The organism is Luteimonas sp. 100069, from assembly GCF_003813845.1.
Lineage (GTDB): Bacteria > Pseudomonadota > Gammaproteobacteria > Xanthomonadales > Xanthomonadaceae > Luteimonas > Luteimonas chenhongjianii.
Genome location: NZ_RPFN01000001.1, coordinates 311,778 through 325,929 on the forward strand (window position 1 = coordinate 311,778; position 14,152 = coordinate 325,929).

At 69.9% G+C, this 14,152-nt stretch carries 14 protein-coding genes; 12 read left to right on the forward strand and 2 right to left on the reverse strand.

Going from position 1 to position 14,152, the window contains the following annotated elements:
* The first annotated feature begins 192 nt into the window (after nucleotides 1-192).
* The 4 genes from EGK76_RS01340 (at nucleotide 193) to EGK76_RS01355 (ending at nucleotide 6,133) form a co-directional block, all read left to right on the forward strand.
* Nucleotides 193-2,061 (forward strand): ABC-F family ATP-binding cassette domain-containing protein, encoded by a 1,869-nt coding sequence (locus EGK76_RS01340; RefSeq protein WP_123831326.1) that lies wholly within the window; start codon nucleotides 193-195, stop codon nucleotides 2,059-2,061.
* A gap of 55 nt (nucleotides 2,062-2,116) precedes the next feature.
* On the forward strand, nucleotides 2,117-2,377 hold the full coding sequence (locus EGK76_RS01345) for an ECF-type sigma factor (RefSeq protein ID WP_123831328.1): 261 nt from the start codon (nucleotides 2,117-2,119) through the stop codon (nucleotides 2,375-2,377).
* Between the two features lie 34 nt (nucleotides 2,378-2,411).
* Nucleotides 2,412-5,126: a serine/threonine-protein kinase gene (locus EGK76_RS01350; RefSeq protein WP_123831330.1), complete on the forward strand. Its 2,715-nt coding sequence runs from the start codon at nucleotides 2,412-2,414 to the stop codon at nucleotides 5,124-5,126.
* Between the two features lie 314 nt (nucleotides 5,127-5,440).
* The gene (locus tag EGK76_RS01355) at nucleotides 5,441-6,133 is read left to right on the forward strand and encodes a hypothetical protein (protein ID WP_096300704.1); all 693 of its coding nucleotides are present in this window, start codon (nucleotides 5,441-5,443) and stop codon (nucleotides 6,131-6,133) included.
* Between the two features lie 144 nt (nucleotides 6,134-6,277).
* Here EGK76_RS01355 and EGK76_RS01360 read toward each other — a convergent pair whose 3' ends face one another.
* On the reverse strand, nucleotides 6,278-6,991 hold the full coding sequence (locus EGK76_RS01360; protein ID WP_158613428.1) for an SIMPL domain-containing protein: 714 nt from the start codon (nucleotides 6,989-6,991) through the stop codon (nucleotides 6,278-6,280).
* A gap of 145 nt (nucleotides 6,992-7,136) precedes the next feature.
* Here EGK76_RS01360 and EGK76_RS01365 point away from each other — a divergent pair, with 145 nt between their 5' ends.
* The 3 genes from EGK76_RS01365 (at nucleotide 7,137) to EGK76_RS01375 (ending at nucleotide 10,055) form a co-directional block, all read left to right on the forward strand.
* On the forward strand, nucleotides 7,137-7,481 hold the full coding sequence (locus EGK76_RS01365; RefSeq protein ID WP_123831334.1) for a zinc ribbon domain-containing protein: 345 nt from the start codon (nucleotides 7,137-7,139) through the stop codon (nucleotides 7,479-7,481).
* A 126-nt stretch (nucleotides 7,482-7,607) separates the two neighbouring features.
* A complete protein-coding gene (aspS, locus tag EGK76_RS01370) occupies nucleotides 7,608-9,383 on the forward strand; it encodes an aspartate--tRNA ligase (RefSeq protein WP_123831336.1) in 1,776 nt (591 codons plus the stop codon).
* 153 nt (nucleotides 9,384-9,536) lie between these two features.
* Nucleotides 9,537-10,055, forward strand: a complete 519-nt coding sequence (locus EGK76_RS01375) for a GNAT family N-acetyltransferase (protein ID WP_123832027.1) — start codon at nucleotides 9,537-9,539, stop codon at nucleotides 10,053-10,055.
* A 36-nt stretch (nucleotides 10,056-10,091) separates the two neighbouring features.
* Here EGK76_RS01375 and EGK76_RS01380 read toward each other — a convergent pair whose 3' ends face one another.
* A complete protein-coding gene (locus EGK76_RS01380; protein ID WP_123831338.1) occupies nucleotides 10,092-10,520 on the reverse strand; it encodes an organic hydroperoxide resistance protein in 429 nt (142 codons plus the stop codon).
* A 115-nt stretch (nucleotides 10,521-10,635) separates the two neighbouring features.
* Between EGK76_RS01380 and EGK76_RS01385 the strand changes: the two genes are divergently transcribed.
* The 5 genes from EGK76_RS01385 to ruvA all read left to right on the forward strand — a co-directional run bounded on the left by EGK76_RS01385 (nucleotide 10,636) and on the right by ruvA (nucleotide 14,142).
* A complete protein-coding gene (locus EGK76_RS01385; RefSeq protein ID WP_123831340.1) occupies nucleotides 10,636-11,433 on the forward strand; it encodes an AraC family transcriptional regulator in 798 nt (265 codons plus the stop codon).
* Complete coding sequence (locus tag EGK76_RS01390) at nucleotides 11,430-12,056, forward strand: alpha/beta fold hydrolase (protein ID WP_123831341.1); 627 nt, start codon at nucleotides 11,430-11,432, stop codon at nucleotides 12,054-12,056. Before EGK76_RS01385 ends, EGK76_RS01390 begins: the two co-directional genes overlap by 4 nt.
* 55 nt (nucleotides 12,057-12,111) lie before the next feature.
* Nucleotides 12,112-12,828: a YebC/PmpR family DNA-binding transcriptional regulator gene (locus tag EGK76_RS01395; protein ID WP_096299792.1), complete on the forward strand. Its 717-nt coding sequence runs from the start codon at nucleotides 12,112-12,114 to the stop codon at nucleotides 12,826-12,828.
* A 101-nt stretch (nucleotides 12,829-12,929) separates the two neighbouring features.
* Entirely contained in the window at nucleotides 12,930-13,454 is a 525-nt protein-coding gene (gene ruvC, locus EGK76_RS01400) for a crossover junction endodeoxyribonuclease RuvC (protein ID WP_096299790.1), read from the forward strand.
* A 97-nt stretch (nucleotides 13,455-13,551) separates the two neighbouring features.
* The gene (ruvA, locus tag EGK76_RS01405) at nucleotides 13,552-14,142 is read left to right on the forward strand and encodes a Holliday junction branch migration protein RuvA (RefSeq protein ID WP_096299789.1); all 591 of its coding nucleotides are present in this window, start codon (nucleotides 13,552-13,554) and stop codon (nucleotides 14,140-14,142) included.
* The last annotated feature ends 10 nt before the right edge of the window (nucleotides 14,143-14,152 follow it).

Genomic DNA, 14,152 nt, shown 5'->3' on the forward strand with positions numbered 1-14,152 from the left:
CTATGGGTCATCCGGCGATCCTTGCGGGTGAACACGAAGCGATGCATTCCGGCTCTAACACGCACGCAACAAACCGGTCAAAGGTTTCATCGGTATCGAAGCACCCATTCCCCGCGTCGCCTCCGCGCCGCGCCGCCGCTTCCGCGCGCGCGGAAAGCCGCCCGACAGGCGGCGTCCGGTAGAATCGCCGGCATGATCTCTTTCAAGAATTTCGCCCTGCGGCGCGGCGAACGTTTGCTGCTGTCCGAAATGGACCTGACGATGCACGCCGGCTGGCGCGTCGGCGTGGTCGGCCGCAACGGCACCGGCAAGTCCTCCCTGTTCGCGGCCGTGCGCGGCGAGGTCGAGGCCGACCGCGGCGATCTCGACCTGCCCAACCGCCTGCGTCTGGCCAGCATTGCCCAGGAAATGCCCTCGCTGCCGGACCCGGCGATCGACTTCGTGCTCGGCGGCGACGCCGCCGTGGCCGCAGTGCTCAAGGCCGAGGCCGAGGCGCTGGCCGCTGAGGACTGGGAGGCGGTGGCCGACGTGCACCTGCGCATGGCCGAGGTCGGCGCCTACGATGCTGGCGCGCGCGCGGGCAAGCTGCTGCACGGCCTCGGCTTTCCGGCCGATACCCACCACCGCGCGGTCGCGACGTTCTCCGGCGGCTGGCGCGTGCGCCTGAATCTCGCGCGCGCGCTGATGACGCCGAGCGACATGCTGCTGCTCGACGAACCCACCAACCACCTCGATCTCGACGCGGTGCTGTGGCTCGAACAATGGCTGCTGAAGTATCCGGGCACACTGTTGCTGATCTCGCACGATCGCGAGTTCCTCGACAACGTCTGCACCCACACCCTGCACCTGCACGGCGGCAAGGCCAAGCTCTACACCGGTGACTACACCTCGTTCGAGCGGCAGCGCTCCGAGCAGCTGCGGCTGCAGCAGATCACCCACGAGAAGACCCAGGCCGAACGCGCGCACCTGCAGAAGTTCATCGACCGCTTCAAGGCCAGCGCGGCCAAGGCCAAGCAGGCGCAGTCGCGGGTCAAGCGCCTGGCCAAGATGGCCGACACCGAAGCGGTGCGCGCCGAGCGCGAGGTCCGCATCGATTTCCCGGCGCCGACGAAGCTGCCGCACGCGCTGCTGCGCATCAATGACGGCCGCTGCGGCTATCCCACGCCCGCGGGCGAGGCGGTCATTCTCGACAACGTCGGCTTCGGCCTCGAGGCCGGCGACCGCATCGGCCTGCTCGGCCCCAACGGCGCCGGCAAGTCGACGCTGGTCAAGACGCTGGTCGGCGAGCTGCCGCTGCTGGCCGGCGAGCGCTATGCGCACCCGGACCTGCGCATCGGCTACTTCGCCCAGCACACGGTGGAATCGCTGGTCGCCGGCACCTCGCCGATCGATCACCTGCGCGAGATCTCGCCCACCGCCTCGATCCAGTCCTTCCGCGATTTCCTCGGCAAGTGGAGTTTCCCGGGCGATCGTGCGTTCGAAAGCATCGACGGCTTCTCGGGCGGCGAACGTGCACGCCTGGCGCTGGCGCTGATCGCCTGGCTGCAGCCGAACGTATTGCTGCTCGACGAACCGACCAACCATCTCGATCTCGAGATGCGTGAGGCCCTGGCCGAGGCGCTCAGCGACTTTGCCGGCGCGATCGTGCTGGTCTCGCATGACCGCCATCTGATCGGCCTGGTCAGCGACACCTTCTGGCGTGTCTCCGACGGCGTGGTCATTCCGTTCGATGGCGATCTCGACGAATACGCCGCCTGGCTGCGCGCGCGCGGCAATTCGGGCGAACTGCGCACGCCTGCCCCCACCAGGGTCGAAACTTCCCCCGCGATCGCTCCGCCCGCCGCGCCGCGTCCCAAGGCCAATCCGCACCGGCTGCAGAAAGCCGAAGCACGGGTGGCGGAGCTCGAACGCGCGCTGGCGGACGTGGAGGGCACGCTCGCCCGTCCCGAAACCTATGCCAACGCTGGCGAAGTGACGGCGCTGGGCCAGCGCCAGGCCGCGCTGCGCGCGGAGCTCGAGCAGGCCGAGGGCGATCTGCTGGCGCTTTACGAAACGGCGTGAAGGCACACGGGGCACGGGGCACGGGGCATAATCCGCGCTGACAAGGGGCGCGGTCGTGACAGAAGCGGTGATGGGGGCGGAATCGGGCGTAACGGAACTTCTGCGGTCCTGGCGGCAGGGGGATACGGATGCGCGCGACCGTCTGTTCGAGCAGGTCTACGGCGTTCTGCATTCCATGGCGTCGGCGCGCCTGGGCGGTGGCGGTGACGTCACGCTGCGTCCCACCGTGCTGGTGCACGACGCGTTGCTGCGCCTGATGGACCGGCAGTACGCGGTCGCCGACGGCCCGCATTTCCTGCGCCTCGCGCGGGCCTGACTCAACCGCGGACTGGCTCGAGGCAGGGGGAGGGATGGACGATCCGAATGTGAGCGAACTGCGCCGCGTGTTCGAGGCGGTGTGTGATCTGCCGCCCGACACCCGACGGACGCAGGTGTATTCAATGACCTCGGACCCGCTGCTGCGGGCGGCGGTACTGGCGTTGCTGGACGCTGAATCGCCCACGCTGGTGGGAGGGCGCGACGGCACGGCGCCGGAAATGTGCAGCGTGATGCAACCGGAACTGCGGATCGGCGACACGCTGGGTCCGTGGCGGCTGGTTCGCCAGATCGGCGCCGGTGGGATGGGCGCGGTGTTCCTGGCCGAGCGTGCGGATGCGCTCTATGCCCAGCAGGTGGCGATCAAGCTGCTGCACGGGGTGCCGGAGGGGAATGCGGTTGGCCGGTTGGCCGAGGAGCGCAGGATCCTGGCCACCCTGCAGCACCCGGGCATCGCCCGCCTCTACGACGGGGGCACCACGCCGGCGGGTCAGCCCTATCTGGTGATGGAGCATGTCGACGGGCAAGCGCTCGACGCGCATTGCCGCAGCCACCGGCTCGGACTGGATGCGCGTCTGGCACTGATCGTATCGATCTGCCATGCGGTGCAGGCAGCCCATGCGCGCCTGGTGGTGCATTGCGATCTCAAGCCGGGCAACGTGCTGGTGCGCGAGGATCACAGCCCGGTCCTGCTCGACTTCGGCATTGCCCGCCTGCTCGGCGACACCGACGGGTCGGCGCCCGGCTTCTATACACCCGCCTACGCCGCACCCGAGCTGACCAGCGGGGCGCCCGCCACGGTGGCCAGCGACGTTTTCGGGCTGGGCATGCTGCTGGTCGAGCTGCTTGCCGGGGCGCGGGTCGGCAAGCGCGCTGCGGCGACAGCCGTGCCCCTCCCCAGCGCACTGGCCTCCGCCGACTGTGCCTGGCGCCGGCGGTTGCCGGGGGATCTGGATGCGATCGCCGCGCGCGCCTGCGCGCTGGCGCCGGAAGACCGCTACGCCAGCGCTCAGGCGCTGGCCGAGGACATCCAGCGCCACCAGCGGATGCTGCCGGTGCACGCGCGGACCGGTGAGCGGGGCTATCGGCTGCGGCGCTTCGGACGCCGGCGCTGGCGCGAGCTGCTGGCGGCCACGACGATGCTGGCGCTGGCGGCGGGCTTCGTCTGGCACCTCGACGCAGCCCGGGCCCAGGCCGAGCGCGAAGCGCAGATCGCCAGTCAGGTCAGCGGGTTCCTCGTGTCGATGTTCCAGGCTGCCGACCCGCGTGAGCGAGGCGCGCGTGGTGCCGACCGGATCACCGTGGCCGAAGTCCTCGACCGCGCGGCCGCGCGCGTCGATGAGGAGCTCGGCGACGCCCCGGTGGTGCAGGCCCGGCTCAAGGGCGTCATCGGCATGGCCTACCGCAACATGGGCGATGTGCAGCGCGCGCTGCCGCTGCTCGAGGACGCGGCCGAAGGGCTGATCGCCGCGGGCGGGCAGATCGACGAGGCCACGCGCTTCCTCAACATGCTCGCCTCCTCGAATGCGGCCAACCGCCACGGCGAGGAGGGCGAGGCCATGGCCCGTCGCGCGCTGGCGCTGCTCGGGCCGGACTGGCCCGACAGCTTCCGCGTCGCCCAGTCGTACAACTCGCTGGGTCTGTCGCTGCTGGCGCAGCAGCGCTACGACGAGGCGGAAGCGGCATTCGCCGAAGCCTTGGCCCGGCACGAGGCCGCCGGACGCGACCAGTTCATCTCGGTCTCGCTCGACAACATGGGCATGAGCCTGCGGCGGCGCGGCCGCCTGGACGCCGCTGCCGCCGCCTTCGATCGTTCACTGCCGATCACCGAGCGGCTGTTCGGCAAGTTCTCCTTCGACTACTGGACCAGCCATACCGAACGCAGTTTGCTGGTCGCCGATGCCGGGCGTCTCGAGGAAGCGCGCGCGTCGTTTACCGAGAACCTGGCACGCGCACCGCAGATCTTCGGCGAGCACAGCATCTACTACGCCAGCGAGAACACGCGGCTGGGCAGCGTGCTGCTGCGGATGGGCGCCTATCGCGAGGCGGCCCCGGTGCTTGAGCGCGCGGTCGCAGTGGCGGCGGACGTGATGGGTGCGGAGAGCTTCACCGTTTCAATGGCGCTGCTGTTGCGCGGAAATCTCGCCGAAGCCCTCGGCGACGGGGCTGCGGCGGAGACGGACTACCGGCGCGCATTGGCGATCCGCGAGGCGTTGCTGGGTGCCACGCATCCCGACAGCAGCGAGGCGGCGCTGGAACTGGGCCTGTGGCTGTTGCGCAGTGGCCGCCCCCAGGAGGGCGAGGCGCTGGTGCAGCGCGCGCTGGCCGACTGGCGTCCGCGAGTGCCGGCGGACAGCGCCAACGCGGTGCGGCTGGCGCATGGCGAAGCGGAAATGCTGCTGCATACCGGCTCGGCCGACGGCGCGGGCGAGGCGCTGGCGCGGATCGCGCCCCACGCGTCGCGGGTGGGGCCCGAACACGGCGTGCGTCATCGCGTGCTCGAAGCTGCGGTGCGGCAAGCCAGTGACGGCGAAGCCGGCGCGGTCGGCGCGTGGCGGGACGCCGTGGCTGCGGCGAGCGAACTCTTCGGCGCCGACAGCGCGGTCACCGCCCGTCACCGTCTCGCTCTTGCTGTGGCGCTGGAGGCTGCGGGCGAAGCCTCCAGTGCCGCTGCCGAGCGCGAGCGTGCGTTGCCGGTCCTGGAAGGAGAGGGCGTGCAACCTCCAGGTTGGGCCGACCAAAAAGCGTGAGCTGCGCAGTGCTTTCGCGGTACGGGCAACGCGCGGCTGGTTCGCCACGCGGAGCTGGCCCCAGCTGCGCCCGTGCGAGTTCCGCGCTTGCCTGGCCACCCGTTCGCACCAGCGCATCGGCGGCTATCGACGGCTATTGAGAGCGGCGTGCCACCAGTGACCTGCAGACGGGCGGTTTCTCCTGCAGCCTGGCTGTCACGCACACGATCGAGCGTCCGGCAATCTGGACGCATGCGTGCGGATTTCCGCATCGCGATGGGTTCGAATGCGTGCTGGGGTTTGCGCTGTTTGGCGGTGGCGGGTACGGTGCGGGCATGAAAATCACACGATCCAGCGTCACCCTTGCCGCGGCTTTGGCCCTTGCCGCCTGCGGCTCCAACGAGCAGCCCGAGGCTGCGCGACCGGCACTTGCCGATCCCACGGCCGACGCGGCGGCGGCCGCCGCCGCCGCCGATGCTGCCCGTGAACGCGTCCCCGCCGACGAGTTCCTCGCGGCCATCGCCCGCCACTGTGGCGAGGCTTTTTCCGGCCGTATCGTCGCCAACGAGCCGGCCCCCGCGCCGGGGGCCGAGCCCGATGCGTTCGAGGGCAAGGAGCTGGTGATGCATGTGCGCGACTGCAGCAACCGCAAGGAAGAGCTGCGCATTCCGTTCCACGTCGGCGACGACCACTCGCGCACCTGGGTCCTGACCCGCACCGAGCACGGCCTGCGCCTCAAGCACGACCACCGCATGCCCGACGGCAGCGACGACCCGGTGACCATGTATGGCGGTGAATCGCAGAACGCCGGCACCGCGCAGCGCCAGGAATTCCCGGTCGACGCCGAATCGATCGAGATGTTCGAGCGGGAAGGTCTCAACGCCTCGGTGACCAACACCTGGGCAATGGAGATCGAGCCGGGCGAGCGCTTCGTCTATGAGCTCAGCCGCCCCGGTGGCCGCAAGTTCCAGGTCGAGTTCGACCTGACCAAGACCGTCGCGGCGCCGCCGACGCCCTGGGGCTACTGAGCCTTGGTGGATCGCCGGCGCGCGTGCGTCGGCCCGACAGGCGACCGCTGGACGGTCGCCTGTCCGTTGTGGCCGCACCGGACTCTCCTCGGCCGCCCATCGCGCGGACCGCCGATGGGCTGATCTGGTGATGGCCGCAGCTCACTAGTCGCGCAGGAAGTACTCCACCGTCGTCACGACCCGCACCGTCTTCACCTGCGGGCTGCCGCGGTCGCGGTCGCCAATCGAGATGACGCCCTGGTTGGCAGTGCGGATGCCGCCGATGCGTGCGCCCGAATCGCTCGCGAACTGTTCGGCCGAGACCCGCGCATTGGCGGTCGCCTCGGCGATCAGCTCGGGCTTGATGTCGTTGAGGCGGGTGAATTCGAATTGCGGGCCGCCGTCCTCGCCGGTATTGAGCATCACGCCCTGGGCGACGATCTCGCCGCTGCGGCGCAGGGCGGCAATCGCCTCGGCCACGCGACCGGTGCGCAGGGTCACGGTGTTGGAGTAGCGGTAGCGCTCCGGGGGACGGCTGTCACCGTAGGAGTACGCCCAGCGGTCCTCCAGGCGCGGCGGGGAGACCACCACCTCGTCATCGCCGAAGCCCGCGCCGGACAGGAACGCGCGGATGGTCGCCGTATTGGCATCGAGCCCGCCCTGCACGAGCGCCAGGTCGTCGCCGCCCACGGTCTGCGAAAGCGGCCAGACCACGAGGTCGGCCTCGACCACGCGCTCGGCCGAGCCCTTGACGGTCACGTAGCGGTCGGCGGTGCGCAGCTTGGCCATGCCCTGGGCGGCGAACCAGCCGGCGCCGATCAGGCCCAGCGCGATGAGGCCGGCAGCGGCCACGGTACGGAAATTGGGGGGATTGGACATGGAGATAACCTTCGGGGGAGGCCGCCAGTCTAGGCCGAGGCGCAGCGCGCGGCAGCCTGCGCTGCCGGCCGCCGCATCGCAGGCTTGAAGTTGCCGCCGCGGGCCCCAGAATGCAGAGCTCCCTGTTGTCGTAACCGCCTTCCCCATGCCGATCTACGCGTTCCAGTGCACCAATTGCGCCCACAGCTTCGACCGCCTGCAGAAACTGTCCGATCCCGACCCGGAGACGTGTCCGTCCTGTGGCGCCGCGGCGATCCGGCGCCAGGTGACTGCGCCTTCGTTCCGTCTGGCGGGCAGCGGCTGGTACGAGACCGACTTCAAGAAGGATGGGGACAAGAAGCGCAACCTGGTCGAGGGCGGTGACGGCGCCAGGTCCGGCGGCGACAAGCCGGCCACGACGGACGCGCCCGCGCCCAAGGCGGAGAGCAAGCCCGCCGCCGAGGCCAAACCGGCTGCGAAGCCGGCAGCCAAGCCTGCTGCTGGCGACTGAGTCGCGCCGCCCGGCCGGCGCGCCGTCCGATCACGCCTTAAACTAGCGGACTGTCAAACCAGCGCGATGTACCGCGCCGCCGGTCCGCGTCCCCGCGGGCGGGTGTCCCCCGTGTCCGGAGTCTCCATGCGTACCCATTTCTGCGGCCTGATCGACGAGACGCTGATCGGCCAGACCGTCACCCTGTGCGGCTGGGCCGATGTCGCCCGCGATCTCGGCGGTGTCTGTTTCATCGACCTGCGCGATCACGAAGGCATCGTGCAGGTGGTCGCGGAAGCGTCGGAGGCCGACGGCAATGCTGAAGTCGTCGCGACCGCGGAGAAGGTGGGCTACGAGGATTGCCTGCGCATCACCGGCACGGTGCGCGCGCGGCATTCGGTCAACGCCAAGATCCGCACCGGCCAGGTGGAGATCGTCGCGACCTCGATCGAGGTACTCAACAAGGCCGAGCCGCTGCCGTTCCACCACCACGAAAATCCGGGCGAAGAGACGCGCCTGAAGTACCGCTATCTCGACCTGCGCAGCCCCGACATGCAGCGCAAAATGCGCACGCGCACGAAGCTGGTCAGCGCGCTGCGCCACTGGCTCGATGCGCGCGGCTTCCAGGACATCGAAACCCCGATCCTGACCAAGGCCACGCCCGAGGGCGCGCGCGACTTCCTGGTGCCGGCGCGGATGCATCCGGGCGAGTTCTACGCGCTGCCGCAGTCGCCGCAGCTGTTCAAGCAGATCCTGATGATGGCGGGCTTCGACCGCTACTACCAGGTCGCGCGCTGCTTCCGCGACGAGGCGCTGCGCGCCGATCGCCAGCTGGAATTCACCCAGCTCGACATGGAGTTCGCGTGGGTGTCGGAGCGCGACGTGCAGGATCTCGTCGAGGCGATGATCCGCGACGTGTTCCGCGATGTGGCCGGCGTCGAACTCGCCCCGCAGTTCCCGCGCATGACCTGGGCCGAGGCGATGCGTCGCTTTGGGTCCGACAAGCCGGACCTGCGCATCGCGCTCGAACTGGTCGACGTCGCCGATCTCGTCAAGGACAGCCAGTTCGCGGTGTTCACCGGTCCGGCCAATGAAGCCGGCGGCCGCGTTTGCGCGCTGCGCATCCCGGGCGGTGCGTCGCTGTCGCGCAAGCAGATCGACGAATACGCCGCGCATGCCGGCAAATACGGCGCGAAGGGCCTGGCCTACATCAAGATTTCGGAAACGGGAGAGATCAGCTCGCCGATCCAGAAGTTCTTCGACGAGGCCGCGTTCGCCGCGCTGGTCTCGCACGTCGGTGCCGGCAATGGCGACATCGTGTTCTTCGGCGCCGGCAAGTATTCGACGGTCAGCGATTTCATGGGCGCGGTGCGCCTGAAGGCCGGCAAGGACTTCAATCTGGTTGCCGATGGCTGGGCGCCGCTGTGGGTTACCGACTTCCCGATGTTCGAATGGGACGACGAGGCGCAGCGTTACGTCGCCCTGCATCACCCCTTTACCGCGCCCTCGGTCGACGACGAGGCCGACCTGCGCGCCAACGCCGCCACGGCCGTGTCGCGCGGCTACGACATGGTGCTCAACGGCAACGAGATCGGCGGTGGTTCGATCCGCATCCACCGCGCCTCGATGCAGTCGGCGGTGTTCGATCTGCTCGGCATCGGCGCCGAAGAAGCGCAGGCCAAGTTCGGCTTCCTGCTCGATGCGCTCAAGTACGGCGCGCCGCCGCATGGCGGCATCGCCTTCGGCATCGACCGCATCGCCGCGCTGATGGCCGGCACGGAGTCGATCCGCGACGTCATCGCGTTTCCCAAGACCACCGGCGCGCAATGCCTGATGACCGATGCGCCGTCGCCGATCGCGGATGCGCAGCTGGCCGAGATCCACGTCCAGGTCCGGCCGCGGGCCTCCTCTGCTGCGCAGTAAGTCCCCCACGATTCCGCTGAGCGGGATCGCGGGCCCCGGCGCAGTGTTCCAGATCCCCCGCGGCTTTCGCCGCGCCCCCCTTGATTCAAGGGGGGCTTCACGCCGGAGCGTTTCCGCATGACCGGAGAATCTGCTGACGCTGCATCCAACCCTGTGCCCAGGCTGCGGCGCGCCACCGTCGACGATGCGGCCACGCTGTCGGCGCTGGCCGCGCGTACGTTCACCGAGACCTTCGGCCATCTGTATCCGCCGGAGGATCTCGCGGCGTTTCTCGCCGATGCGTATGCGGTCGAGAAGCAGCGCACGATCCTCGCGCATCCGGACTACGCGGTCTGGCTGCGGGAGCACGCCGGCGAGGCGGTCGGCCACGCCGCCGCGGGTCCGTGCGGCCTGCCGCATCCGCAGGTCGCGCCGGGCGACGGCGAGATCAAGCGTCTCTATCTGCTGCGCGGCCATCAGGGCGGCGGTACCGGTACGCAGATGATGGAAGCCATCATGGCGTGGCTGCTGCGCGATGGCCCGCGCACGCTGTGGGTCGGCGCCTGGTCGGAGAACCTCGGCGCGCAACGCTTCTACGCGCGGCACGGCTTCGAAAAGGTCGGGGAGTACATCTTCCTGGTCGGATCCATCCAGGATCTGGAATTCATTCTGCGGCGTCCGGCGCAGGGTTGAGCGGGACGCGCCAGGCGCGTCCCACCCACTTGCGACTTACTCGGCGATCGACAGCGTCACGTCGATGTTGCCGCGGGTCGCATTGGAATACGGGCACACGATGTGCGCGGCGTCGATCAGGGTCTGCAGCTGCTCGCGCGGCACTCCCGGCGCCGACACGGCGAGATCGGCCTGGATGCCGAAGCCGGTCGGGATCTTGCCGATGCCGACCTTGCCGGTGACCGAGGTCGCAGCCGGCAGCGCGACCTTGTGCTGGCCGGCGACGAACTTCAGCGCGCTGAGAAAACACGCCGAATAGCCGGCTGCGAACAGCTGTTCGGGATTCGTGCCCGGGCCGCCGGCGCCGCCCAGTTCGCGCGGGGTCGACAGGGTGACGTCGAGGACGTTGTCGGACGAGGTGGCGCGGCCCTCGCGGCCGCCGGTGGCGGTCGCGGTCGCGGTGTAGAGCACGGTTTCGATAGACATGGGATATCTCCGATGGACCCGACGGCAGGAGGCCGTCCGGCGAGATGTGCATCGTGCCTGCGATTGCCGGACGATTGGTGATACAAAGTCCATTAAACCTGTCCGGGAGTCCTGCATGGTTGATCGTCTTGCGGCGCTGCTCGATCGCTTTCCGATCGCTGCCCGCGTGGATCCATTCGGCGCCGCCTGGCCGGGGGCGGCGCTCTGGGTGCTGCGCGAGGGCGAAATCGCGCTGCCGGGAAGCGGCGCCTGGTCGGGGCCGGGCCTGCTGCTGGCGGGCGCCGGCACCCGTACGGCGGCCTTGCCCGGCCCAGGTGCGGCCGGCCTGTGCGTGCGGTTGCTGTTCGAAGGTGGCGCGGACAGTCCATTGGCCGCGGCATTGCCGGACGCGCTGTGGGTAGCGCCGGGCGAACTGCCCGGCTCGCAGGGGCTGCTTGCGCTGCTGTTCGAGGAGGCCTTCGCTGGACGCTGCGGCCGCACCGCGCTGATCGAGCGACTGGTCGAAGCCCTGCTGGTGCAGGTGCTGCGCCAGCAGATGGAAGCCGGCGCGCTGCGGGGTGGCCTGCTGGCCGGCCTGGCGCATCCGCGCCTGCGGCGTGCCCTGGTCGCGATGCACGAGGCGCCGGCGCAGCCCTGGTCTCTGGAGGTGTTGGCCGAGACCGCCGGCATGTCGCGCAGCGCGTTTGCGCAAGCCTTCCGCGGCGCCCTGGGACAGACGCCGGGGCAGTACCTGCAGGCCTGGCGCATCGGACTGGCGCAACGCGCGCTGCGCCGCGGCCGGCCGCTGAGGCGGATTGCCGACGAGGTCGGCTATGGCAGCGAAGCGGCCTTGTCGCGCGCGTTCAAGGCGCACAGCGGGCTGTCGCCGCGGGCCTGGCGGCAGGCGCACATCGAAGCGGAGTTGGTGGCATGAGGGCGGGACCCGATCGCGTGCTGCTGCTGCATGGCCTGTGGATGGTCGGCCTGACCATGCAGCGCTACGCCCGTGGCCTGGCGCGGGCGGGATTCCAGCCGGAGATCCTCGGCTACCCCAGCATCGCCGGCGGGCCGGATGCCGCCGTGGAGCGGTTGACCCGCGCGCTCGGGCGCGGGCCTGCGCATGTCGTCGGCCACAGCCTCGGCGGCCTGTCGGCGCTGCAGGCGGTCTGCGCCACGCCATCGCTGCCGATCGGCCGGATCGTCTGCGTGGGCTCACCGGTAGGCGGCAGCCGCGCGGCGCAGGCGATGGCCCGGGTGCCGCTGTCGCGGTTCTATTTCGGCCGCAGCGCCGAGATCCTGCATGCCGGCTGCGCGCGCTGGCCGGCGGGTGTCGAGGTCGGCATGGTTGCCGGCAGCGAGCCGCGCGGGCTGGGCGCGCTGCTGGCCCGGTTCGAGGATGCGCACGACGGCACGGTCTCGGTCGAGGAGACCCGAGCGCCGCAACTCACCGACCACATCGTCGTCCCCGCCAGCCACAGCGGCCTGTTGCTGTCGGCCGACGCGATCCGACAGACGGCGACCTTCCTGCGCGAGGGGCATTTCGAGCATGCGCGGTAGCGGCGGGCGCTTGGAGTAATATCGCCGGCCTCCAACGCCACAGACGCAAGCAGCCATGGGACGAGGACCTTCGATCGAAGCCCGCAAGAACGCGACCGACGCCAAGCGCGGCAAGATCTTCACCAAGATCATCCGCGAGATCGGTGTGGCGGCGCGCGCCGGTGGCGGTGACCCCGCGAACAACCCGCGACTGCGCGCGGCGATCGACAAGGGCATGGCCCAGAACATGTCCAAGGACGTGGTCGAGCGTGCGATCAAGAAGGCCACCGGCGAGCTCGAAGGCGTCGAGTACGAGGAGATCCGCTACGAGGGCTACGCCCCGGGCGGGGTCGCGGTGATCGTCGACACGCTCACCGACAACCGCGTGCGCACCGTCGCCGAAGTGCGTCACGCTTTCGGCAAGTGCGGCGGCAACATGGGCACCGAGGGCTCGGTCGCCTTCATGTTCAAGCGCCTGGGTGTGTTGAGCTTCGAGGGCATGGACGAGGACACGGTCACCGAGGCCGCGATCGAGGCCGGCGCCGACGACGTGGTGGTGTATCCGGAGGACGGCGCGATCGACGTGGTCACCAGCGTCGAGGCATTCGAGGCGGTGCGCGACGCGATGGCGGCCGCCGGCATCGTCCCCGGCCATGCCGAGGTGACCTATCGCGCCGACAACGACATCGCCGTCGATGGCGAGACCGCCGACCAGGTGCGCAAGATGCTCGACCTGCTCGAGGATCTCGACGACGTGCAGGCGGTCTATTCCAACGCGCAGTTCGGGGCCTGACGGCCGCGCCCGCCGCCGATGCGGACTCTTCTTCTCCGGGTTGGCCGGGTGGCATCGGTCCTGGCGCCGCCTTCGGCAGGCCGCCGGGCGCAGGCGGTCGCATGACCCGCATCCTCGGTATCGATCCCGGTTCCCAGCGCACCGGGGTCGGCATCATCGATGTCGATGCGGCGGGCAAGGTCTCGCACGTCTTCCATGCGCCGCTGGTGCTGGTGACGGCCGGCGAGTTCCCGGCGCGTCTGCGTCGCCTGCTCGACGGCCTGACCGCGTTGATCATCGAATACCGGCCCGACGAGGTCGCGATCGAGAAGGTCTTCATGGCGCGCAATCCCGACTCGGCGCTCAAGCTCGGCCAGGCGCGCGGCGCGGCGATCGGCGCGGTGGTGCTGCGCGACCTGCCGGTCAGCGAGTACGCCGCCACCGAGGTGAAGCTGGCCGTGGTCGGCCGCGGCGGCGCGGAAAAGGCGCAGATCCAGCACATGGTCGGGCTGATGCTCGGCCTGAGCGGCAAGCTGCAGGCCGACGCCGCCGATGCGCTCGCGGTCGCGATCACCCATGCCCACGTCCGCGCCACCGCGCGACGTCTGGGCGTGGACGTGAAGCAGGCCTGGGGACGCAAGGGATGAGCCTCGTCCAGGGGCCGGCGCCCGTCGTCGGCCGCAGCCCCGGCCAGCGCATTCGGTTTTCCTTCTTCCGTTCCACCCGCCCGGAGGGGCAACGCCGATGATCGGACGACTGCGCGGCACGCTTGCCCACAAGGCCCCGCCCTGGCTGGTGATCGACGTGGGCGGCGTCGGCTACGAGCTCGAGGCGCCGATGAGCACGTTCTACGACCTGCCCGAAGTGGGCCGCGAGGTCACCCTGTTCACGCACTACGCGCAGAAGGAGGACAGCGTGTCGCTGTACGGCTTCCTGCACGAGTCGGAGCGGCGGCTGTTCCGTGACGTGCAGAAGGTCACCGGCATCGGCGCGAAGATCGCGCTGGCGATCCTGTCGGGCGTCAGCGTCGATACCTTCGCGCGCCTGGTGCACGCTGGCGATGTCACCGCGCTGACCAAGATCCCGGGTATCGGCAAGAAGACCGCCGAGCGCATGGTCGTCGAACTGCGCGACCGGGCGGCGGATCTGGCCGGCGCCGGTGGTGCGGTCGCAGGCAGCGCGATGCCGGCCGACCCGCTCTCGGAGGCCACCATCGCCCTGCAACAGCTGGGCTACAAGCCGGCCGACGCCCAGAAGATGGCCAAGGCCGCCGCAAGCGATGGCGACACCCCCGAGCTCATCATCCGAAAGGCGCTACAGTCCGCGCTTCGCTGACCGCCCGTCT